General features: G+C 60.4%; 24 protein-coding genes. 11 read left to right on the plus strand and 13 right to left on the minus strand.

Features of this window, described 5'->3' with window-relative positions:
* Positions 1-150: 150 nt before the first annotated feature.
* The 4 genes from WA225_RS00640 to WA225_RS00655 form a co-directional block, all read right to left on the minus strand.
* The gene (locus WA225_RS00640; RefSeq protein ID WP_422606475.1) at positions 151-1,839 is read right to left on the minus strand and encodes an ATP-dependent DNA ligase; all 1,689 of its coding nucleotides are present in this window, start codon (positions 1,837-1,839) and stop codon (positions 151-153) included.
* Entirely contained in the window at positions 1,836-2,870 is a 1,035-nt protein-coding gene (locus WA225_RS00645) for a ligase-associated DNA damage response exonuclease (protein ID WP_422606476.1), read from the minus strand. Before WA225_RS00645 ends, WA225_RS00640 begins: the two co-directional genes overlap by 4 nt.
* 363 nt (positions 2,871-3,233) lie before the next feature.
* Positions 3,234-5,684, minus strand: a complete 2,451-nt coding sequence (locus WA225_RS00650) for a penicillin acylase family protein (RefSeq protein WP_422606477.1) — start codon at positions 5,682-5,684, stop codon at positions 3,234-3,236.
* A gap of 135 nt (positions 5,685-5,819) precedes the next feature.
* A complete protein-coding gene (locus tag WA225_RS00655; protein ID WP_422606478.1) occupies positions 5,820-6,464 on the minus strand; it encodes a glutathione binding-like protein in 645 nt (214 codons plus the stop codon).
* Positions 6,465-6,610: 146 nt separating this feature from the next.
* Between WA225_RS00655 and WA225_RS00660 the strand changes: the two genes are divergently transcribed.
* Complete coding sequence (locus WA225_RS00660) at positions 6,611-7,168, plus strand: cysteine hydrolase family protein (protein ID WP_422606479.1); 558 nt, start codon at positions 6,611-6,613, stop codon at positions 7,166-7,168.
* 217 nt (positions 7,169-7,385) lie between these two features.
* Here the strand turns inward: WA225_RS00660 and WA225_RS00665 are convergent, their stop codons facing one another.
* From WA225_RS00665 to WA225_RS00680, 4 genes are read right to left on the minus strand one after another with little or no spacing between them, the layout of a single operon-like run.
* Complete coding sequence (locus tag WA225_RS00665; protein WP_008083915.1) at positions 7,386-7,595, minus strand: SEC-C metal-binding domain-containing protein; 210 nt, start codon at positions 7,593-7,595, stop codon at positions 7,386-7,388.
* On the minus strand, positions 7,592-8,086 hold the full coding sequence (locus WA225_RS00670) for an LEA type 2 family protein (protein ID WP_422606480.1): 495 nt from the start codon (positions 8,084-8,086) through the stop codon (positions 7,592-7,594). The genes WA225_RS00665 and WA225_RS00670 overlap by 4 nt, the downstream gene beginning before the upstream one ends.
* 42 nt (positions 8,087-8,128) lie before the next feature.
* Positions 8,129-8,605: a YchJ family protein gene (locus tag WA225_RS00675; RefSeq protein WP_422606481.1), complete on the minus strand. Its 477-nt coding sequence runs from the start codon at positions 8,603-8,605 to the stop codon at positions 8,129-8,131.
* A gap of 4 nt (positions 8,606-8,609) precedes the next feature.
* Positions 8,610-9,107: a DUF6231 family protein gene (locus WA225_RS00680; protein WP_422606482.1), complete on the minus strand. Its 498-nt coding sequence runs from the start codon at positions 9,105-9,107 to the stop codon at positions 8,610-8,612.
* Between the two features lie 199 nt (positions 9,108-9,306).
* Here WA225_RS00680 and WA225_RS00685 point away from each other — a divergent pair, with 199 nt between their 5' ends.
* From WA225_RS00685 to WA225_RS00700, 4 genes are all read left to right on the plus strand, one after another.
* Entirely contained in the window at positions 9,307-10,002 is a 696-nt protein-coding gene (locus WA225_RS00685; RefSeq protein WP_103306591.1) for an OmpA family protein, read from the plus strand.
* An 89-nt stretch (positions 10,003-10,091) separates the two neighbouring features.
* Positions 10,092-10,814 carry an OmpA family protein gene (locus tag WA225_RS00690; RefSeq protein ID WP_422606483.1) on the plus strand — a complete coding sequence of 241 codons (723 nt, stop codon included), beginning with the start codon at positions 10,092-10,094 and terminating at the stop codon, positions 10,812-10,814.
* A 163-nt stretch (positions 10,815-10,977) separates the two neighbouring features.
* On the plus strand, positions 10,978-11,259 hold the full coding sequence (locus WA225_RS00695) for a DUF1145 domain-containing protein (protein ID WP_422606484.1): 282 nt from the start codon (positions 10,978-10,980) through the stop codon (positions 11,257-11,259).
* Entirely contained in the window at positions 11,252-12,010 is a 759-nt protein-coding gene (locus WA225_RS00700; protein ID WP_422606485.1) for a collagen-like protein, read from the plus strand. The genes WA225_RS00695 and WA225_RS00700 overlap by 8 nt, the downstream gene beginning before the upstream one ends.
* A gap of 187 nt (positions 12,011-12,197) precedes the next feature.
* Here WA225_RS00700 and WA225_RS00705 read toward each other — a convergent pair whose 3' ends face one another.
* Positions 12,198-12,656: a DUF2269 family protein gene (locus WA225_RS00705; RefSeq protein ID WP_422606486.1), complete on the minus strand. Its 459-nt coding sequence runs from the start codon at positions 12,654-12,656 to the stop codon at positions 12,198-12,200.
* 99 nt (positions 12,657-12,755) lie between these two features.
* Between WA225_RS00705 and dinG the strand changes: the two genes are divergently transcribed.
* From dinG to pdxH, 5 genes are all read left to right on the plus strand, one after another.
* Positions 12,756-14,900, plus strand: coding sequence for an ATP-dependent DNA helicase DinG (dinG, locus tag WA225_RS00710; protein ID WP_034154974.1), 2,145 nt, complete (start codon positions 12,756-12,758; stop codon positions 14,898-14,900).
* Positions 14,901-14,994: 94 nt separating this feature from the next.
* Positions 14,995-17,475 carry a beta-galactosidase gene (locus WA225_RS00715; RefSeq protein WP_422606487.1) on the plus strand — a complete coding sequence of 827 codons (2,481 nt, stop codon included), beginning with the start codon at positions 14,995-14,997 and terminating at the stop codon, positions 17,473-17,475.
* Positions 17,476-17,599: 124 nt separating this feature from the next.
* On the plus strand, positions 17,600-18,745 hold the full coding sequence (locus WA225_RS00720; RefSeq protein WP_422606488.1) for a serine hydrolase domain-containing protein: 1,146 nt from the start codon (positions 17,600-17,602) through the stop codon (positions 18,743-18,745).
* 113 nt (positions 18,746-18,858) lie between these two features.
* Positions 18,859-19,959, plus strand: a complete 1,101-nt coding sequence (locus WA225_RS00725; protein WP_422606489.1) for an OmpA family protein — start codon at positions 18,859-18,861, stop codon at positions 19,957-19,959.
* Between the two features lie 24 nt (positions 19,960-19,983).
* On the plus strand, positions 19,984-20,631 hold the full coding sequence (pdxH, locus tag WA225_RS00730) for a pyridoxamine 5'-phosphate oxidase (RefSeq protein WP_422606490.1): 648 nt from the start codon (positions 19,984-19,986) through the stop codon (positions 20,629-20,631).
* Positions 20,632-20,636: 5 nt separating this feature from the next.
* Here pdxH and WA225_RS00735 read toward each other — a convergent pair whose 3' ends face one another.
* A complete protein-coding gene (locus WA225_RS00735) occupies positions 20,637-20,873 on the minus strand; it encodes a hypothetical protein (protein ID WP_422606491.1) in 237 nt (78 codons plus the stop codon).
* Between the two features lie 179 nt (positions 20,874-21,052).
* On the opposite strand from WA225_RS00735, the gene WA225_RS00740 reads away from it, so the two are divergent.
* The gene (locus WA225_RS00740; RefSeq protein WP_008086349.1) at positions 21,053-21,517 is read left to right on the plus strand and encodes a glycine zipper 2TM domain-containing protein; all 465 of its coding nucleotides are present in this window, start codon (positions 21,053-21,055) and stop codon (positions 21,515-21,517) included.
* 63 nt (positions 21,518-21,580) lie between these two features.
* Here the strand turns inward: WA225_RS00740 and WA225_RS00745 are convergent, their stop codons facing one another.
* The 3 genes from WA225_RS00745 to WA225_RS00755 all read right to left on the minus strand — a co-directional run.
* A complete protein-coding gene (locus WA225_RS00745; protein WP_371043141.1) occupies positions 21,581-21,838 on the minus strand; it encodes a DUF7683 domain-containing protein in 258 nt (85 codons plus the stop codon).
* Positions 21,835-22,065, minus strand: a complete 231-nt coding sequence (locus WA225_RS00750; RefSeq protein WP_422606492.1) for a DUF7683 domain-containing protein — start codon at positions 22,063-22,065, stop codon at positions 21,835-21,837. The genes WA225_RS00745 and WA225_RS00750 overlap by 4 nt, the downstream gene beginning before the upstream one ends.
* A partial coding sequence (locus WA225_RS00755) for a colicin E3/pyocin S6 family cytotoxin (protein WP_422606493.1) occupies positions 22,062-22,525 on the minus strand: 464 nt, incomplete at its 5' end. The genes WA225_RS00755 and WA225_RS00750, both read right to left, overlap by 4 nt.

Raw genomic sequence — 22,525 nt, forward strand, 5'->3', positions numbered from 1 at the left:
TGATTTAGGGCTGATCGTTCCCACGCTCTGCGTGGGAATGCAGCCTGGGACGCTCCGCGTCCCATCCAGAGCCGAACGCGGAGCGTCCGTTGAGGCATTCCCACGCGGAGCGTAGGAACGATCAAAAAATCACTGTCCCGGGAAAAGGGGTCAGGCCAGCAGATCCTGCAGGGTGGCAAGGCTATCCGCCTCATCCACAGTCTTGTCCTGGCGCCAGCGCAACATCCGTGGAAAACGCACCGCGATTCCGCTTTTGTGCCGCCGCGACAGGGCAATGCCTTCGAAACCCAGCTCAAACACCAGACTCGGCTTCACACTGCTCACCGGACCGAATTTCTCCACCGTGGTCTTGCGCACAATGCTGTCGACCTGACGCATTTCCGCATCGGTCAGCCCCGAATACGCTTTGGCAAACGGCACCAGCGCGCGTTGGCTGGACTCCGGCGGCCCGTCCCACACAGCAAAGGTGTAATCGCTGTACAAACTGGCGCGCCGACCGTGCCCGCGTTGCGCATAAATCAACACTGCATCGACACTGAACGGATCGACTTTCCACTTCCACCACACGCCCATGTCCTTGGTGCGGCCAACCCCGTACAGCGAATCCCGCGCCTTGAGCATCATCCCTTCAACGCCCAGCCGCCGTGAGGCTTCGCGCTGGCGGGCGAGGTCGAACCAGTCGTTGCCGGTGAGCACGGGCGAGGGCAGCAACACCGGGCTGTTACAGCGCGCGATGACCTCTTCCAGTTGCGCGCGGCGTTTGGCCTGCGGCTGATTGCGCCAGTCTTCGCCCTGCCATTCGAGCAGGTCGTAGGCGAGCACCACCACCGGCACGTCTTCGAGGATTTTCTTGTCGAGGGTCTTGCGGCCGATGCGTTGTTGCAGCAGGGCGAAGGGCTGTACGGCCGGTGGTTCGGTCGATTGCGGATCGAAGGCGTCTTCAGTGCGCGGATGCGAGCTTTTCCACACGACGATTTCGCCGTCGATCACCGTGCCGTCGGGCAGTCCGTGCACCAGCACGTCCAGTTCGGGAAAGCGCTCGGTGACCAGTTCCTCGCCCCTCGACCAGATCCACAGCCGGCCTTCACGCTTGACCACTTGCGCGCGGATGCCATCCCATTTCCATTCAATCTGCCAATCGCTGGCCGGGCCGATCAGCGCTTCGAATTCTTCCACCGGTTGCGACAAGGCATGGGCGAGGAAAAACGGGTAGGGCTGACCGCCGCGCTGGGCATGTTCATCGCTGGATTCAGGAGCGATCAGTTTCAGGTAGCTGGCGGCGCTCGGCCGGTTGGACAGATCGGTGTAACCGACCAGACGCTGCGCCACGCGCTTGCTGTCCAGTCCGGCCATTGAGGCCAGGGCCCGGGTGACCAGCAATTTCGAGACGCCAACGCGGAAACTGCCGGTGATCAATTTGATGCACAGCATCAGGCTTGATCGATCCAGTTGCGCCCACAGGGCGGGCAGTTGGCGGCTGAGGTATTCCGGTGTTTCACCGCGTAGCGGCAGCAGTTTGTCTTCGATCCACTCGGCGAGGCCGGCGTCGGAACTGTGCGGGTTTTCTGCGAGCACCAGTGAAATGGTTTCCGCGAGGTCGCCGACTGCTTGATAACTTTCTTCGAACAACCACGGTTCCAGGCCGGAAATCTCGACAGCCAGTTCGCGCAGGATTCGCACCGGCACCAGTTGCCGGGGCCGGCCACCGGACAAGAAGTACACCGCCCACGCGGCGTCGTGCGGTTCTGCTTGGGCGAAGTAGACCTGCATCGCCGCCAGTTTGGCGTTGCTTGACGTGGTCGCGTCGAGTTCGGCGTACAACTCGGCGAATGCTTTCATGCGGGCATCTCGGCGATGGTCGGTTCGGCGGCGATGTTTTCTTCTTCGTCATCGCCGTATTCAGTGTTGAAACCCTGGGCATCCAGACCCAGTTCGCGCAGATGCCGCACCAGCACGCCAATCGAACCGTGGGTGACCATCACCCGTTCGGCGCCGGTCTGTTCGATTGCCCAGAGCAGGCCGGGCCAATCGGCGTGATCGGACAAGACGAATCCGCGATCCACACCGCGCCGCCGGCGGGTGCCACGCAAGCGCATCCAGCCGCTGGCGAAGGCGTCGCTGAAGTCACCGAAACGACGCATCCAGCTGCTGCCTCCGGCTGAGGGCGGGGCGATGACCAGGGCCTGACGCATGATCGGGTCGCTTTTCTTCACGTCGCCTGCGTAGATCGTCGGCGGCAGATACACGCCCGCCTCGCGATAGACCCGGTTCAGCGGCTCGACCGCGCCGTGGCTGAGAATCGGCCCGAGACTTTCGTCGATGCCATGGAGAATCCGCTGGGCTTTGCCGAACGAGTAGCAGAACAGCACGCTGGCCTTGCCGGCGGCGATGTTGGCTGACCACCACTGATTGATTTCGGCAAAGATCTGCGCCTGCGGCTGCCAGCGGTAGATAGGTAAACCGAAGGTCGATTCGGTGATGAACGTGTGGCAGCGCACCGGTTCGAACGGCGCGCAGGTGCCATCCGGTTCGATCTTGTAGTCGCCGGACGCGACCCAGACTTCGCCACCGTATTCCAGACGCACCTGCGCCGAACCGAGCACGTGGCCGGCCGGGTGAAAACTCAAAGTGACGCCGTGGTGCGTCAGGCGTTGGCCGTAGGCAAGGGTTTGCAGGTTGATGTCCTGACCGAGTCGCGCGCGCAGAATCCCTTCACTGGCGCTGCTGGCGAGGTAATGCTGGTTGCCGGTGCGGGCGTGATCGCCGTGGGCATGGGTAATCACCGAGCGCTCGACGGGGCGCCAAGGGTCGATATAGAAATCTCCCGCAGGGCAATAAAGTCCTTCGGGACGCGCGATAACAAGGTCCATGTCGTTACCAGAATGGGGGGCTTGTTAGCTATGAGGCTGACGCGCGCTTGGAAGTTCTATCGGCTTTGAAGAGCAACCCTCGCCCCAGCCCTCTCCCGGAGGGAGAGGGGGCTGACCGAGGTGTCTGGCGAGTGACATCGACCTGAAAAACCCAGTCGATTATGGATTCGGCAAAACACGAACCGAGTTGATGATGGATTCGGCACAGCAAGAACCAAACAAATCCAGGATGTCGAAAAACACGAACCGAGCAAATCCTGGATTCAGCAAAGCACTTTCAGGTCGGCGTAATTCTGCAGCATCCCCCCATCAGTCCCCTCTCCCTCCGGGAGAGGGCTAGGGTGAGGGGCTTTTGACGTAAGGCTATTTCCCAGGAGTCAAAGTCAAACGGGCCTTGCCATACACCCGGTCAAAGTTCTGCGGCTGCATCGGCAAACCGATGTACTGCCCCTTCAGCCACGCATCGATGCCATTGAGGTAATTCGGACTGAGCGGATTACCCGACTGCCCCGTACCGTTCTGGCCCATCAACGGCTCGGTCTGACCGAAGTCGACGATGAAGCGCATCGACGGCGCGCGGGTGGTAGCGAAATCCTGACCCCAGGCGAACGCCGAAGTGTTCAGCGTGGTGTGATCGCCACCGGCCGCCAGTGGTCCACGTACAGTCTGGCCATTGCTGTTCTTCCAGGCATAGCTGTGCAATTTTCCCCACTGCCAGGCGCGGTGATCGCCGCCCAACTGACTGTCGCCCGCGCTTATCGCGGCAGCGAGGCTGCGCGCGAGAATCAGCGCTTTGTCTTCTTTCTGCGGTGTGCGAATGTCATCCCAGAACGGACTGTCTTCGCGTCCCAACAGATGATCGGCCTGCGCCGCGTAAGACAAATCGCCATTGGCGATAAACGCTTTCCACGCCGGGCTCGATTCCGGGCCGAGTTCGTCGAGGAAGATCTGCTTCATGCTTTCCTGCAGGAACAGTTCGTAAATCGCCGCATCCGCCGAAGTCGGGCTGAGCTTGCCGTCGAACGCCATCAACCGCGTAAGCGCCTCGCGCGCCTTGCTGCGATCCGCTTCCGGCAGGGCATCGATCGCCTGTTTCAACGGTTGCTTCATGCCCGGCGCTTCGAAGACTTTTTTCAACTTGGCGGCGAAGGTGGTGGTCTGGTCGTATTGCATGGCGATTACACTGCGGCTGTCGTGTTTGCCGCTGCCGGCCAGTTCGGCCAGACGTTCACCGCGTTCCGGCGCTGCCCAGGAGTTCGACAATTGCATGCCGTAACCGTGCGGGATCACGCGCTGGTTGGCGGTGCCGAGCCAGCCTTGCGCCGGGTCCTGATCATAGGGATGCAGCATTGGGTCGGCGTAACCGTCCCAGTCGTAACGACCTTCCCAGCCCGGCGATGGCAGCAAACCTTCACCTTCGCGACGATTCGGGAAGCGCCCGGTGACTTGCCAGCCAATGTTGCTCGCATCGGCGAACACCAGATTCAGGGCGATGGCGCGGATTTCCCGGCTGGCGTCCGAGGCGCGCTCGACGGTTTGCGCACGGGTCAGATCGAAAAATGCATCCAGTGATTTGTCATCGGTAAAGCTTGGGGTCTGCAAGGCCAGGCCGAAACCGCTGCCTTGCGTTGCCGCTTGCGCGCTGTTGAGCAAGGCGCCGTGGCGGGTTTCGTACACCGCCTCGCGAATCGGTCGCTGGCCTTTGACGAAGTAGGTTTCGTTGCGCACGCCCAGCGGCTGCCATTTGCCGTTGACCTCGTAGGTCAGGTTGTTGCCCTGGCGGCGGATTTTTTCCAGGAACAGGTCCTGGTTATCGCCGAGCACGCTGGTCATGCTCCACGCCACTTTGCCGTTGAAACCACCGAGGACCAGCGGCAAACCGGCAACGGTCACGCCTGAGGCCTGATATTTCGGCGCGCGAATCTGCACGAAGCTCCACAGCGACGGCGCGGCCAGTGGGCCATGGGCGTCGCTGGCGAGAATGCTTTTACCGCTGCGGCTGCGTTGCGGGGCGATTGCCCAGTTGTTCGAGGACGGCGTGCCCAGCAGGCTCAGTGCCGACAGTTGCTGGCTGGCGTTGCTCAATTCAGTCAGGCCGGGAATCTGCCCGGTGAGCTTGAGGCCTTGCAGTTTGTCGGCTTCGGACAGTGGCAGGTTTTCGTCGGGGGCGGACGGCGTCAGCCAGGCGAGCTTGTCGCTGGTCACGGTTTGCGCGAGCACCAGCGAGGAAATTTCTTCCGGCAGGTTGGCCGACTGGCTGAAATTCAGCAGGGCGAAAATCAGCGCCGAGTCTTCCGGCTTCCAGTATTCCGGCTTGTAACCGCTGGACGCGAGGTCGCCCGGCAACTTGTCGGCGTAGCGGAACAGGTAGGCGTTGACGCCCCGCGCATAAACTTCGAAGAAACGCTTGAGGCGTGGCGACGACGCTTTATAGAGCTCGCCGGCGCTTTTCTTCAGATTGACCGCGCGCATGTAGCGGTCGGCATCGAGCATCGAGGCGCCGGACATTTCCGCCAGACGGCCCTGCGCCAAAAGACGCAAGGTGACCATCTGGTTGATGCGGTCGCTGGCGTGGACGTAGCCGAGGCTGAACAGTGCGTCATGGAAGGTGTTGCTTTCGATCAACGGCATGCCCATGGCATTGCGTCGCACCGATACGTTCTGCGCCAGGCCCTTGAGCGGTTGCACGCCGGAGGTGGGCGGGAGGGTGTCCTGAGCGTTCCAGGTCTGGCAACCGGACAGGCCCAAAACACCGGCCACTGCTGCGGCAACGCCGAACCGGGGAAGAAAATGTGTGAGGGCTGGCGAGGCCATGGCAAAGCTCCTGCGGGGGGTAGCGTCAGTAAAGGCGCTACGTTAGTGAGCAGGAGGTGGCCGCGCAAGCGGGGCGAGTGGTTATTTCTTGCCATTGATCGTTCCCACGCTTGCCATGGGAACGATCAGCTCGGGTCAAGCCTTCGGTGGATTGATTTTCTGCACCAACGCGTAGGCCTTCACTGTCGCCGGGCGATCCTTGATGTGGTTGAACCAGCGCAACACATGCGGGAAGTCCTCAAGGTTCTGGCTCTGCCACTTGTGCGAGACGATCCACGGATAAATCGCCATGTCGGCAATGCTGTATTCGCTGCCGGCGACGAATTCGTTATCAGCCAGTTGCTTGTTCAACACGCCATACAGCCGCGCCGTTTCATCAATGTAGCGCTTGATCGCATAAGGGATTTTCTCCGGGGCGAACTGGCTGAAGTGATGATTCTGCCCAGCCATCGGCCCCAGTCCGCCCATCTGCCAGAACAGCCATTGCAGCGCCGTTTGCCGACCGCGCAGGTCTTTGGGGAGAAACTTCCCGGTTTTCTCCGCCAGGTACAAAAGAATCGCCCCGGACTCGAACAGCGACAATGGCTCGCCGCCATCGGCAGGCGTGTGGTCGACGATGGCCGGGATGCGGTTGTTCGGCGCGATTTTCAGAAAGTGCGGCTGAAACTGCTCGCCCTGGCTGATGTTGATCGGATGAACGTTGTACGGCAGGCCGGCTTCTTCGAGGAACAGGGAAATCTTGTGGCCGTTGGGGGTGGTCCAGTAATACAGGTCGATCATGGAAAACTCCAAAGCTGAAATGGACGTGCGTGCGAGTAGCAAACGCCGGCGTCAGGTCGTCTCGTGTGCGTTCGATGGCTTGCTTAGTAGGAACAGGTGATGCTGAACTGCGCAGAATTCAATGACCCCGCGTGAGAAAAATCGCCATGGAGCTTCAGGCCAACGCTGCACTGATCATCATCGACCAGCAAAAAGGCATCCTGCAGCCGCGATTGGGGCGCAGGAATAATCCTCAGGCGCAAGCGCGAATCCTCGATCTGCTGGGGCTGTGGCGGCGCAGCGCAAGGCCGGTGATTCATGTGCAGCATCTGTCGCGCGAGCCGAATTCGGTGTTTTGGCCGGAGCAGGACGGGGTGGAATTTCAGGAAAGATTTTTGCCGCAGGGTGGCGAATGGCTGATTCAGAAACAGGTGCCGGATGCGTTTTGTGCCACTGGGTTAGAGGCGCGGTTGCGTGAGGCGCAGATCGGGCAATTGATCATCGTCGGAGTGGCGACCAATAACTCGGTGGAGTCGACAGCGCGCACGGCCGGCAATCTTGGGTTTGATACGTGGGTGGCCGAGGATGCGTGCTTCACCTTCGACAAGGCTGATTATTTCGGCACGTTGCGTACGGCTGAAGAGGTACACGGGATGTCGCTGGGGAATTTGCACGGGGAGTATGCGACGGTGCTCGGCACTGCCCAGATTTTGGCAGCCGACTGATAAACCTGTGGGAGCTGGCTTGTCGGAACGCCGCATCGCAGCGATGGCGGAGTAACAGGCGACATCAATGTTGAATGTGCCGGCCTCATCGCTGGCAAGCCAGCTCCCACAGGGCCTGCGGATGTCCACAAAAAATGTGTTCAGTGCAGATCAACGGTGGGAGCGAGCTTGCTCGCGAAGGCGGCAGGTCAGGCGAAGAGGGTCTTCGCCCCGCGCATCAAGCGCCGTGGCACTTCTTGAATTTCTTGCCGTTGCCGCATGGGCACGGGTCGTTGCGGCCGACGTCTTTCAGGGCGTTGCGCACCGGTTCCTGGTGGGCGTGGCCGCAGTTCGGGCCGTGAACATGGCCGTGGTCATGATCGTGATGATGGTCGTGGTCATGGTCGTGGTTGCAGTCAGGGCCATGGACATGAGGTTGCTGGGTCATCGGTGTTGCTCCGGAATTAAATCGGCGGGGATTATCACGCCATTGCGCTCAAGGTGCACGTAGTGGGCGATGAATAAACCGGTTTCCATTTCACCCTGCAAACGATAGGGAATCTGCTGGTTCGGACTTTTCAACATTTTCACCACCTCTTTTACCTGCGGCCACAGGTTGGTGCGGATCGGCACTTTGTACATCCCGCTGCGTTTCGGGCCGACCGTGATCCAGCGTTCATATTCGCCATCGGCCAGAAGCATGTCGGCCAGATGAATACGGTATTCGAGCCCGCGCACGGTCAAGTCGCTGTCGTTGGGATTATCGATGCGAAAGTGCAGGATGAATTTCTGTTCGAGCAGTTTGGCGCGCACCACCTCGACTTTCACCAGGTGCACGGCGGGGTCGACGCTGTCATCGCTGAACCAGGACGCACAACCGCCGAGGTTCAGGATCAGCATCAGGGTGAAAATCTGGAATGTGCGCCATTGACTGAGCATCGAGTAAAACTCCCTTTGGCCCCAGTCTAGTCGCCGACGAATCTAGGCGCCGAAATACCCTGCGCAGCATTTCTTGAACTTCTGCCCGCTGGCGCACGGGCAACTGTCATTGCGCCCCAGCTTCAACTGCACCGTCGGGTCGATGAAGTACCAGCGCCCGCTGTTCTGCACGAACGAAGAACGCTCGCGATGGCTGTGCTCGCCCTGATCGTCGTGCCAGCGTGCGGTGAAGGTGACGAAGGCGTGTTCCGGCTGGCCGCCGAAGACTTCCGAACCCTCAACCTCAAGGCCGAGCCAGGTGCTCTGTGCGCTCCAGTTGCTGATCGACTGCCGATCCAGCCCTGCTTGCTGAGCGGGCAGGGTGGTCGCCACCAGATAGTCGATCAGGCCCAATACGTAGGCGCTGTAGCGCGACCGCATCAGCGCTTCGGCGCACGGCGCAGGATGACCGTCGTGATAGTGACCGCAGCAGGCATCCAGCAGATTGCCGCTGCCGCAAGGGCAAATGGCTGTACTCATTGCATTACCACCAGTATTTCCCGAAGTTTTCCGGATTGGCCCAGAACCGTGAGTTGAGCCAGTCGGGGACTTGTTTGTAGTCAAGCAGATCGTAGGTGAACAGGGTCAGCACTTGATCGTCGCGCTGGAAGCGTTCACTGGCTTGCAGTGCCAGCGAATAGAAGTCGGTTTCCTGCCAGCCGCTGGCCGCCAGGTCCGCCAGCACAGCGATGCGGCTGGCGTTGAGATTACGGATGCCGCCCAACAGATTCAGGCCATCGCGCTTGGGCAAATGTTCCAGACAATCGACCACCAGCGCCAGATCAAAACGTTGCGCGGCCAGCTCGGCGGGCAATGGACCCGGTGCCGCATGGGCGACGACGTTGTCCGGATGCGCCTCTTTAAAGGCGCTCAACGCCGGAAACTCGCTGGCGCCGATCAGCAGCAAGCGCGCCGGGGCATAACGATCCAGTAAAGCAGCCAACGCCTGCTGTGGCGTGCGCGAAGAAATGGCGACGTTCATCGAAGCTCCTCAATCAGATCGCCAAGACTAGCGCGCTCCACCACCGGAGCCTAGCGCCCTGTCACGCGGGTTTGCGGCAAAAGCGCCAAAGTCCTGTGAACACGGTCGCAAACAGCGGTGGCCTATTGCTGGCGGAGATTAAAACTCCGGTCTTTACTCCCTGAATCGGTTCTAAGCCGATCCCTCAGGAGAAAACCAGATGAGCATAGTTCGGACAGCATTACCTTTGATTCTGCTAACCAGTGTGTTGACTGGTTGCGCAGGTTTGCAGAAAACCGACTGGCCGACCTGTGCGGCGGTCGGTGGTGTTGTGGGTGCGGGGCTCGGCGCGACGGAAAGCTCGGCGTGGGCGGGGTATGGGGCGTTGGTGGTCGGTGGTACGGCAGCGGCCTATTGCTGGGTGCACGGTGATGGCGACGAAGACGGCGATGGTGTGCCGGACAGTCGCGACAAGTGCCCGCACACGCCTAAAGGCGTGCAAGTCGACGCTGACGGTTGCCCACCACCAGCGCCTGCACCCGTGGTCGAAGAAGCTGTAGTGGTCAAGGAAGAAACCATTGTTATCCGTGATGTTCACTTCCAGTTCGACAAAGCCACGTTGACCGGCCCTGATAAACAAGTGCTCGACAAGGTCGCCACCCGCCTGAAACAGGAATCCTCGACTGCACAACTGACCGTGACCGGTCATACCGACAGCGTGGGCAGCGATGCCTACAACAAAAAACTGTCGGATCGTCGTGCGCACTCGGTGGTGGAATATCTGATCCAGCAGGGTGTGCCACGCGCCAGCTTCGTTTCGGTGTCCGGTCTGGGTGAAAGCCAGCCTGTTGCCGACAACAAAACCGCTGACGGTCGCGCGCAAAACCGTCGTACTGAAATCAAAATCGTCCGCTAGACCTCTCGCATCCGCGGCTTGTGCAGTCGCGGATGCGGGTCTTTACTCCTGTGTAACCGGTATGGGCCGGTGACACAGGAGCTTTCACAATGAGTGTTTTCTCAAGGTCCGTCTTGCCGGTACTACTGCTAGGCAGCTTGCTCACCGGTTGCGCCACCCACAGCGATGGCACGGCACCCCTCAATCAACGTACGTGGCCGATCTGCAGCCTTATCGGCGGGCTGGTCGGTGGCGGTCTCGGCGCCATTGAAAGTGGCGGCTGGGCCGGTGGCGGCGCAGCGCTGGGGATTCTGACCGGCGGACTGATCTGTTATGCCCAGGACGGCGATGAAGACGGCGACGGCGTGTTCGACCGCCGCGACCGATGCCCTGACACCCCGGCCAATACCCCTGTCGATCACCGTGGTTGCCCGCTGCCGCAGTATCCGGTCACGGAAAAGGTACCGGAGCCAGCGCCGCAAACTGAAGTCATCACCTTGAGCGATGCCGGCAACGTGCTGTTCGATTTCGACAAGTCCGACCTGACCCCGGCGGCCAAAGCCCAGCTCGATACGCTGATGGACAAACTGCGCAATGCCGACGTGGTGAGCATCAAGGTCATCGGCCACACCGACAGCAAAGGTTCGGATGCGTACAACCAGGCATTGTCGGAGCGGCGTGCGAGCAGTGTCGCGGCGTACTTGCTGAGTCAGGGCCTGGCGCCGAACAAACTCACCAGCGAAGGGCGGGGCGAGAGCGAGCCGGTGGCGGATAACGCTACCGACGAAGGGCGCGCGCAAAACCGTCGTGTGGAGTTGCACATCAATCGTTAGGAGGTGTCTGTAGTCCGCGGGCTAGAGCTGCCGGGCGATGATCTTCATCGTCCCGGCAGCCATTTGGCGGTCGAGCAAAGTTTTTTCATTTATCCCTCTGGCTTATCCCCCGCAGAAGCCGTTACTGTGCGCCCAAAGAATAATTCGCAACACGGGGGAGCGTATGAAAGTGTTCTGGGGGCTGGGGCGGTTGTTGACCCTGCTGTTCTGCTGCGTGGTACTGGCCAATCAGTTGGTGCCGTTCGTACATCCGTTGCATCTGCTGGTCAATCTGGCCGGCGGTCTGTTGTTGCTGATTCATCTATTCGAAGTGCTGCTGTGCAATCGCAGCCTCAAAGGTCGCCCGCACCCTTGGCGTGACCGTGGCCGCATCCTCTTGTTTGGCGTTTTCCACCTGCAATCCATCCCGGCCCCGGCCGCTCCGGAGGCTTCTTCCCATGCGTAACCTTTGCTTGCTTGCTGCATTTATCAGCCCACTGGCCTGTGCCCAGGTGGTCAGTGTTGAGACCAATTCGCTGATGCGTTTGCCCAACACGACCAGCACCTTGCAGTTGGAAAAACTGGAAGTGGCGGATTACGGCACGTTGCTGATTCCAGCGAACGTGACCGAGTTGAGTGTCGGTGAACTACGTCTTGGCCATGAAGCACGCATCGCGATCGTTCCGGGCGAGAACGCTTTGGACATGAAGGTCGTTCGCGCAGAGCTGAGCGAAGGCAGCCAGATCACCGCGCGCGGGGCGCCGGGTACTTATGAAAAAGCCGCCCGTGCCGGGCGCAATCTGAATCTGCAGTTCAAGGCGTTGAACGCGCCGCAACTGTTGGTCGATGCCCGTGGCGGCACCGGCGCGCCGGGTTTTGTCGGCCTCGATGGCGGTAACGGCGAAGACCCGGGCTGCACTTATGGTTCGGCTGGGCACGGTTTTGATGGCAGCAACGGCGCCGACGGCCAGCCGGGTGCACCGGGTGCGTTGGTGCGTCTTGAAGTGCCGCGCGAGTTTCCGGCGGAGCTGATCAAGGTCAACGTGGCGGGTGGCAACGGTGGCCCGGCGGGTGTTGGCGGCAAAGCAGGCAAGGGCGGCAAGTCCAAGGGTTGCCTGGTGTATCGCGCCGATGGCGGCAAGAACGGCAAGCCCGGGGTTGATGGCCAGCCTGGGCCGGTGGGGGCGGCGGGGGCTGTGACGGTGCAGCGCTTGTAAAAGCAGACCCTCATCGGAACGCCGCCGGCCCAGCCCTCTCTCGGAGGGAGAGGGGGCCGACCGAGGTGACTCACGCTATCCATGGCTGATTGTTCCCACGCTCTGCGTGGGAACACAGCCCGTGACGCTCCGCGTCACTGGACGCGGAGCGTCCCTTGCGGCATTCCCACGCAGAGCGTGGGAACAATCACGGCCTTGCCGCAGCAATCGCCACCAGCACCAACCCGACAATCAGATTAAGCCCCACCACCCGGCGAATCCGCCCCAGCACCGCCGCACCCGCCGGCCAGTCCTTCGCTTCCACCGCTTTACGCAGCTCCGGCAGCATCAACCCCTGAATGCGGATAAACAGCGCCGTCATCACCACGTACAAGCCCATCATCACCTGCACATATTTCGGCGCGGTCTCAAACCCGACCTGCTGTAAATGCAACATGCCCACGCCACTGATCGGCAACAGGATCACCGCGACCCAGACCCAACGAAAAAAACCTTGAAACACTTCCACCCACAGGGTGAGACGGGCGGGACCGTCGAGGGCCTTCACAGCCGCGGGGCGCAGGACCATCCAGGCGAAAAACATGCCGCCGACCCAGACCAGGGCGGACAGCACATGCAGGGGATAGACGAGGCTAAAAAGTGTCATTGGGTTACTCCGTTCTGCGCGGGATTAATTAGCGGGGTATGATAGCCGCCATCCGAAACCACTGAAAATTTATCCAGCGTTTTTTGCGCCCGACAATCCATGATCAGTACTGAACTCAAAACCACGATCCAGGGCGCCTATTCGCGTTTTCTAGAGGCCAAGAGCCTCAAGCCGCGTTACGGCCAGCGCCTGATGATCGCTGAAATCGCCAAAGTCCTCGGGGATATCGACACCGACGACGAAGGCCGGCGCAGTGGCGACCCCGCGATTGTTGCGGTGGAAGCCGGCACCGGTACCGGCAAGACAGTGGCCTACAGCATGGCGGCGATCCCGACCGCGAAAGCCGCCGGCAAGCGTCTGGTCATCGCCACGGCGACCGTCGCGCTGCAAGAGCAGATCGTCTACAAGGATTTGCCCGACCTGATGCGCAACAGCGGGCTGAATTTCACCTTCGCCCTGGCCAAGGGCCGGGGCCGCTACATGTGCCTGTCCAAGCTCGACATGCTGTTGCAGGAAGGTCACGCGCAAACCGCCACCGCCCAGCTGTTCGAAGAAGAAGGCTTCAAGATCGAGGTCGATGAGGCCAGTCAGAAGCTGTTCACCAGCATGATCGAAAAGCTCGCCGGCAATAAGTGGGACGGCGACCGCGACAGTTGGCCGAATGCCTTGGAAGACGCCGACTGGGCGCGTCTGACCACCGATCACAGCCAGTGCACCAACCGTCATTGCCCGAACTTCGGCCAGTGCGCTTTCTACAAGGCCCGCGAAGGCATGGGCAAGGTCGACGTGATCGTCACCAACCACGACATGGTCCTGGCTGACTTGGCCTTGGGCGGCGGTGCGGTGCTTCCCGATCCGCGCGACACCATTTACGTGTTCGACGAAGGCCACCACCTGCCGGATAAGGCTATCGGCCACTTCGCCCACTACACGCGCCTGCGTTCCACCGCTGACTGGCTGGAAACCACGGCGAAGAATCTGACCAAACTGCTGGCCCAGCACCCGCTGCCGGGCGATCTCGGCAAACTGATCGAACAAGTACCGGAGCTGGCACGGGAGATCAAGGCCCAGCAACAGTTCATGTTCAGCGCCTGCGAACAAGTCGCCGATTTCAAACCCGGCGAAGACGTCGAGGGCCGTGAGCGGCCGCGCCATCGTTTTGTCGCCGGGGTGATTCCCGAGCACATGCGCGAAATGGGCATCGAGTTGAAGAAAGGCTTCTCGCGTCTCAACGATCTGTTCACGCGCCTCACCGACCTGCTCAAGGAAGGCATGGACGGCGAGGTCAACATCGGCATCGCCAGCAATCAGGCCGAAGAGTGGTATCCGCTGTTCGGCAGCCTGTTGTCCCGTGCCTCCGGCAACTGGGAACTGTGGACCGCATTCACCGCCGAAGACCCGGAAGACAGCCCGCCGATGGCGCGTTGGCTGACCCTGGCCGAAAGCGGTTCGCTGTTCGACATCGAGGTCAACGCCAGCCCGATTCTGGCGGCGGAAACCTTGCGTCGCAGCCTGTGGAACGTGGCCTACGGCTGTCTGGTGACTTCGGCAACGCTGACCGCGCTGGGCACCTTCGACCGCTTCCGCATGCGTGCCGGCCTGCCGAAAAAAGCCGTCACTGCGGTGGTGCCGAGCCCGTTCCATCACGCCGATGCCGGTGTCTTGCGCGTGCCCGATCTGAAGGCCGACCCGCGCGATGCCGCCGCCCACACCGCAGCGATCATCCGTGAGCTGCCGGATCTGGTCGAAGGTTCGCGCGGTACGCTGGTGCTGTTCTCTTCGCGCAAACAGATGCAGGACGTGTTCGACGGCCTCGACCGCGACTGGCGCAAGCAAGTGTTCATTCAAGGCAACCTGTCGAAACAGGAAACCCTGAACAAGCACAAGGCGCGCGTTGATGGCGGTGATTCCAGCGTGCTGTTCGGTCTCGCCAGTTTCGCCGAAGGTGTCGACCTGCCGGGGGCCTACTGCGAGCACGTGGTCATCGCCAAGATCCCGTTCTCGGTGCCGGATGATCCGGTCGAAGCGGCGCTGTCGGAGTGGATCGAAGCCCGTGGCGGCAACCCGTTCATGGAAATTTCGGTGCCCGACGCCTCGTTGAAACTGGTTCAGGCCTGCGGGCGTCTGCTGCGTACCGAAGAAGATCGCGGCACCATCACTCTGCTCGATCGGCGACTGGTCACCCAGCGCTACGGCAAGGCGATCCTCAATGCGTTGCCGCCTTTCCGTCGTGAAATATCCTGAGACAACGGTGGGCAGTTTTGCCCGCCGCGTTGTCTATCTCTCTGCCATGCTTTTCCATTGGCCTTAGTTGGTCGTTAGGGAGAACTCCGTTCTTATGATCCGCCGTTCGTTGCCTGCCGTATTCGCCTTGATCTTCGCTGCCCCGTTGCTGGCAGCGCCCGCCGGTCAGCAGACCCTGTTCAACTTTGTACGCCCTGCCGACGTGGTCAAAGTCACCACTGAAAACGCCGATCTGCCGCAAGCCAACGCCGAACAAACCCCGGAAGGTGAAGTGCTGCGCCGTGTGACGTTCAACCCGGTGGCGCGGCCGACCTTGCGCCTGGCGCCGCAGACCGGCGCGTGGGACTGGTCGCAGTCGGGCATGATGAGCCTGCGCCTGCAGAGCGCGATGAACTGGGCCGTGACGGTCTACGTGCAAATCCAGAGCAACAATGGCCAGACGCTGGTCAGCCGCGTCGACCTGCCGGCCGGCCCGGCGCAAACCCTGTTGGTGCCGCTGGTGGCCTCGACACCGTTGAGCCAAGGCATGAAGGCCGGGCCGCCGATGCCGATGACCGTCGATGGTCAGCGCGTATTGCTGGCCAGCAGCAGCGGAGAGCTGGATCGCAGCCAGGTGGTGTCGGTGAGCCTGTCGATGGATCAGCCGAAAGTCGCGCAGAGCTTGTTGCTCGAGCGTTTCGGCGTGCAGGACGGCGATGCCGTGACCCAAGCTGTCTACGGCAATCTGGTCGACGCTTACGGGCAATCGACCCGCAGCAAATGGCCGGAAAAAGTCGCCAGCGACGAACAGCTGAAATCCGCTGCCGCCAAGGAACAGCAGCAGTTGAAAACCTGGCTGGCCGAGCGCGAAAAGTCCTCGCTGGACAAGTTCGGTGGCTGGAGCAAAGGCCCGGCGTTCAAGGCCAGCGGTTTCTTCCGCACAGAAAAACGTGACGGTCGCTGGTATCTGGTCACGCCTGAAGGTCATCCGTTTTACTCGCTGGGCGTGAACACCGTCAGCCCGGACGTCAACCAGACGTACGTCGCCGGTCGAGAGTACATGTTCGAATCGCTGCCCAAACCCGATGAGCCACTGGCCAGACATTTTGGCGAGGGCGACAACCGTGGTGGCAACGGTGCCGATCAGGGCCGGGGTTACGGTTACGGACGCTGGTACGACTTCTACGGCGCCAACTTGCAGCGTGTTTACGGCGATCCGTGCAAAACAGACAGTGAAGCTAAATCCGGCGTCGCTGACGCGGCCAAGTCCGAAGCTGCCGAATCTGCTGCGGTGAAAGCGGCTGAGCCTGTCGCTGTGCCTGCGGAGCCGAAGTCTGGCGTCGCTGAAGCCGCCAAGACTGAAACGGTACAAGTAACGACAGAAAAAACTGCCGAGCCGTGCAAGGCCGCTGTCGATGAGCAACAGTGGGCCAACCACACGCTCGATCGCCTGCAAGCCTGGGGCTTCAACACGGTCGGCAACTGGAGTGCCGATTCGTTAAGTGATGCCGAGCGTGTGCCGTATACCCTGCCGTTGTCGATCGTTGGCGATTACACCAGCATCAGCACCGGCAACGACTGGTGGGGCGGCATGCCGGATCCGTTCGACCCGCGCTTCGCCATGGCCACCGAGCGTGCCGTGGCCATTGCCGCCCGTGATCACCGCGACGATCCCTGGCTGATCGGCTATTACGCTGACAACGAATTGGCTTGGGCCGGCCCCGGCGACGATGCGAAGTCGCGCTATGCGCTGGCTTATGGCACCTTGAAAATGACCACCGACGTGCCGGCCAAACGGGCGTTCCTCAAACAGTTGCGCGACAAGTATCGCAATCAGGCGGGGCTGTCGAAGGCTTGGGGTATCGAGTTGCCGGCGTGGGAATTGATGGAAGACCCGGGTTTCGTGCCGCCGCTGCCGAACCCGGAGCATCCGGAAATCGAGGCTGACTTCAAATATTTCCAGAAAGTCTTCGCCGACACTTACTTCAAAACCATCTCCGACTCGCTGAAATGGCACGCGCCGAATCAGTTGCTGCTGGGCGGCCGTTTCGCCATCAGCACCCCGGAAGCCGTGGCGTCCTGCGCACAGTATTGCGATGTGCTGAGTTTCAATATGTACACACTGAAACCGCAGGATGGTTACGACTTTGCCGCACTGGGCGCTTTGGACAAACCGGTATTGATTACCGAGTTCAACTTCGGCTCGGCCGATCGCGGCCCGTTCTGGGGCGGCGTAACGCAACTGAGCAAAGAAGAAGATCGCGGCCCGGCGTACGCCAATTTCCTCAAACAGGCGCTGAATGAGCCATCGATAGTCGGCGTGCACTGGTTCCAGTATCTGGATCAGCCGGTGACCGGACGTGTGCTCGATGGCGAGAATGGTCATTTCGGCCTGGTCGGGGTGACGGATCTGCCGTATCAGGGCTTTGTCGAAACGGTACGCAAGAGCAATTTGCAGGCCATTGATCAGCTTGGCAAAGAGGCTGAGAAAACGGCCGCAGCGGCGGGGCACGAGGCTGAGGGCGGGCGCAAAGGCGAGGCCGGTAAAGGGCCGGGGGCAGGGCATGCCGGTGGACATTCCGGCAATGGTCACTGAGATCTGAGCCACTGCTGCACCGAAATATCTGAAATAACCGTCTGGCCCGCAGCTGTTCCCAAATCCCTCAAGGGCTGGAACAATGCGGGCCACTTTGTAGAGCGTTTTCGCGGGGGAGTTGCGGGTGCAGATTCAGGGACATTACGAGCTTCAATTCGAAGCGGTGCGCGAAGCTTTCGCCGCATTGTTCGACGATCCCCAGGAACGCGGCGCAGCCCTGTGCATTCAGGTCGGTGGAGAAACCGTCCTCGACCTCTGGTCTGGTACCGCCGACAAGGATGGCGCTGAAGCCTGGCACAGCGACACCATCGCCAACCTGTTCTCCTGCACCAAAACCTTTACCGCCGTCACCGCGCTGCAACTGGTCGCCGAAGGCAAGTTGCAGCTGGACGTTCCGGTCGCTCGCTATTGGCCGGAGTTCGCCGCTGCCGGCAAAGAAGCCATAACCTTGCGCCAATTGCTCTGCCACCAGGCCGGTTTGCCGGCACTGCGTGAATTGCTCGCCCCCCAAGCACTGTATGACTGGCAAACCATGGTCGATGCCCTCGCGGCGGAAGCACCCTGGTGGACGCCGGGCACCGGCCACGGTTATGCCGCAATCACCTATGGCTGGCTGATCGGTGAGTTGCTGCGCCGCGCTGACGGTCGTGGGCCGGGCGAATCGATCGTCGCGCGTGTGGCCAAGCCGTTGGGCCTGGACTTTCACGTTGGCCTGGCCGATGAAGAATTCCATCGCGTGGCGCACATCGCGCGCGGCAAGGGCAACGCTGGCGATGCCGCCGCGCAACGCCTGCTGCAAGTGTCTATGCGCGAGCCAACCGCCATGACCACCCGTGCATTTACCAATCCGCCATCGGTGCTGACCAGCACCAACAAACCTGAATGGCGGCGCATGCAGCAACCGGCGGCCAACGGCCACGGCAATGCGCGCAGTCTGGCCGGTTTTTATGCCGGCCTGCTCGACGGCAGTCTGCTCGAAAGCGACATGCTCGAAGAGCTGACCCGCGAACACAGCCTTGGCGAAGACAAGACTTTGCTGACCCGCACTCGTTTTGGTCTGGGCTGCATGCTCGATCAACCGGACGTGCCTAATGCCACTTATGGCCTCGGCCCCAAGGCGTTTGGCCATCCGGGCGCGGGCGGCTCCATCGGTTTTGCTGACCCTGAGCATGATGTCGCGTTTGGTTTTGTGACAAATACCCTTGGGCCTTACGTTTTGATGGATCCGCGCGCGCAGAAGCTCGCACGGGTACTTGCCACTTGTCTGTAAAGTTTCATCCGAGGTTCCAGGGTCGGAACCTCAAGCGGTTTTTCGTTTCAAAACGGCTGTTTATCCGGGCGAAAGTGCTCTGATTTTTCATTACTTCATTTTGTGGATTTTCAATGTCATCTAAAAAGACCCTCGCCCTGGCCCTGTGTGTAGCGATCACCGGTTGTGCACAGACCCCAAAAAACGATGCGGACGGCGGCAGTTGGTGGCCGTTTGGCTCTTCCGACAAAGTGGCCGCCAAGGAGCCGGCTCCGGCGCCGCTGAAACCTGCGGCCACTGCGCCAGTGGCCAAGACAGAAAGCAGCAACCCTTGGTACTGGCCGTTCGGTTCCGATGATGAAGCCGCCAAGGCTGACATGAAGGCGGAAGTCGCGCCGGAAGCCAAAAAGCCGGTCGCCGTGGCCAAGGCTGATGCCGACAGTGGCGGCAAGTGGTGGTGGCCGTTCGGCGGCAAGGATCAGCCGACCACACAAGCAGTGCCGATGCCGGACCCTAAAGTCACCCAAGCCTGGCTGGATGACTACGAACCGCGCCTGCGTGAGGCGGTCAAGGACAGCAATCTGCAACTCGAGCGCCGTGAAAACGTGCTGGTGGTAACAGCGCCAGTCGAAGGCTCGTTCAACCCGGATCGCCCAGCCATGTTGCTGCCGGTCACTCTTGGCCCGTTCACCCGCGTGGCGAAAATTCTTGAAGCCGACCCGAAAACCGCCGTGCTGGTCCTCGGTCACAGCGATACCACCGGTGCCGCCCCGGCCAATATCAAACTGAGTCAGGAACGTGCCCAGGCCGTTGCCGCGATCTTCCGCCTCAGCGGCTTGCAGCGTGATCGTTTGATGCTGCGTGGCATGGGTTCCGAAGCACCGCGTGCGGCCAACGACAGTGTTGAAGGTCGTGCGTTGAACCGTCGTGTTGAATTGCTGGTGACCCCGCAGAACACCATGGTTGCCCTGCTGAGCAAATACAACATGCCGGCACCGAAGCCAGTGACCCTGGTCGCGGCACAGGACGTCAAGCCAGTCGCCAAATCGGTCACTCCGGCTCCTGCCGCGAAAAAAGCTGCTGTACCGGCAACCAAAAAGGCTCCGGTGAAAAAAGCGGCTGCCAAGGCTCCGGCTAAAAAAGCCCCGGCCAAGGCTCCAGCGAAAAAGACTGCTCCAGCCAAAGCCGCCGCGACCGACAAGAAAGTCGCCGCAGCCGATACGACCAAGAAGTGATCCGCTAACGAAAAGGAATGCGCCATGACCCAGGCTCTGGCAGATATGCGTCGTGATTACACCCGGGATGGTCTGACCGAGGCGCAAGCCCCGGCCGAGCCGTTTGCGCTGTTCCACCAGTGGTTCGCTGACGCGGTCAAAACCGAACAGGCGCCGGTGGAAGCCAACGCCATGACCCTGGCCACGGTCGACAAGGATGGGCGACCGCATTGCCGCATTCTGCTGCTCAAGGGCCTGGACGAGCAGGGCTTCACCTTCTTCACCAACTACGACAGCGCCAAGGGTCAGCATCTGGCGGCCAACCCGTTTGCCGCCATGACTTTTTTCTGGCCAGCTCTCGAACGCCAGGTGCGCATCGAAGGGCGGGTGGTGAAGGTCACACCAGAAGAGTCCGATGCCTATTATCAGGTGCGTCCACTGGGCAGCCGTCTCGGTGCCTGGGCTTCACCGCAGAGTCGGGTGATCAACGGGCGCGGTGAGCTGGAAGATTTGCTCAAGGCCACCGAGCAGCGTTTCTCCGACACGCAACCCGACTGCCCGGAACATTGGGGCGGTTATCGCCTGCTGCCCGAGCGCATCGAGTTCTGGCAGGGCCGTCCGAGCCGTCTGCACGATCGCCTCAACTACCGTGTGCAGGGCGCCGACTGGATTCTTGAACGTCTGGCACCCTAAGCAGTCTACCGAGCGGGATAGCCTGCCGCGGCGGCCTCAAGCCACTTCGGTAGATCCCGGCGCTTGATTTTCTGCGTTTGAGCGTTGGCCAGCTGTTCGAGCATGAAGGCGCGTTTGTCTTCGTCCTTGCCGGCCAGCGACAACGCCAGGTCGCGATCCATCCAGCGTTTGATCCGCACGTACAACCACCCATGGAAGTACAAACCGGCGGCAGTGGTGACGACGATGATGAAGTAATCCATGAAAATCCTTGGTGTCAGTGGCGCAGAATCGCTCATTTGGCGCTACTGTAGGGCTATGTCAGGGAAAGCGTGCAGGCGTCTGTACCGCGCCTGAATGAAAGCCAATTTATCCGGGCGGCGTCGTGACAGGCGTCAAGCCGCGGAGTTTAATGAATATATGTTCCTTTGGAGTTGATGCTATGCGTAAGTCTGTTCTGCTGGTTGCTTCCTTTTCCACGATGGCGATGTTGCTTACCGGCTGCCAATCGAGCCTGACCGGTGACTCCTACTCCCGTGACGAAGCGCGTCGCGTGCAGACGATTCGCATGGGCACCATCGAATCCCTGCGCCCGGTGAAAATCGAAGGCACCAAAACCCCGATCGGCGGCATCGCCGGTGCAGCGGTGGGTGGCGTCGGCGGCAGCGCCATCGGCGGCGGCAAGGGCAGCATCGTTGCTGCGGTCATCGGTGCGGTGGCGGGCGGTCTGATCGGCTCGGCGACTGAGGAAGGTCTGACCCGTACCCAAGGCGTGGAAATCACCGTACGTGAAGACGACGGCAGCATGCGTGCCTATGTGCAGCAGGTTCAGGAGAACGAAGTGTTCCGCGTTGGCGAGCGTGTGCGCATCTCCACCGTTGGCGGGACCAGCCGCGTTTCGCACTAAGCGATAGCGAGTCGTTGAAGAAAACCCCGATCAGGAGACTGGTCGGGTTTTTTTTTAGGATATTTACTCGCTTCCATGACAACCCATTTGAAAATTGTATTTGGAGTCGTAGAAAGCTCGACCGATTAAAGCTTCCAATTGCTTTATTTGCTCTTGGTCGAGGTCATAGCCAAAGATTTCGTCTTCGGGATTGACCCAATGCATGATTACTCTGAGCCGCTCAATGTTTCCATCGGGAACGGGGATCTCGAAAACTAACCGAGCTGTGCGTTTATTAAATGCCTCGACGGTGTGATTCAGCTTGAAGTTGCCATAAGTCATTCGATGCACACCAACTGAACTATATGAGTTGCGTCCAAGAGCTTTTCTCCAGTCCAGTCCTCCAAAACTTTGATCTGCTCTTCGTCTAAATCCGAGCCATCGAACTCATCTTCAGGTTGTTGCCAGTTCATCAGCGCCTTCAATGCTTCCTCGTAATGCGCCGCGATCTCTACGGTCAGGAGCAAATCCTCAGTCTTTCGATCGAATACCTCTATTACATGCTTCATTTTTCTACTCTCCTTGTGGAATCGGCAGGCTTTGTTTGTTCCCCTGTTTTCGGGTCGTATTCTCCAAGATGTTTTCCTTGCTTGGTGTACATCTCAACCTTGCCATGCTGAGAGTCCCATTCGTAAATTTTCCCCGATGCATCTTTCCAACGTCTTCGCTTTTTTCCTCCACCGCGAACGGAGGTTTTCAGTGGTGCAGGTTTCACGTCTGGAAAGGCCGGCAGCGAAACAGGGGCGGGGTGGTATTTGAAATCTTTAGGAACGTTTAAGACTATATATACCGGCCTAACCCCCGAGCTCGCCGGAAAGACCAGAATAAAATCCCGGTACTCCGGCGGATAAACCGGATTGACCAGAATTCCATCTGCTGCTTTTGTCGGCGGGTATACCCAAATATGCGGTGCCTGCGGTGCAGCCTCTAGGGCAGGAATGCCGAGGATGTCTGATCCGTCCACAGCCG

Source organism: Pseudomonas sp. (genome assembly GCF_049300855.1).
Lineage (GTDB): Bacteria > Pseudomonadota > Gammaproteobacteria > Pseudomonadales > Pseudomonadaceae > Aquipseudomonas.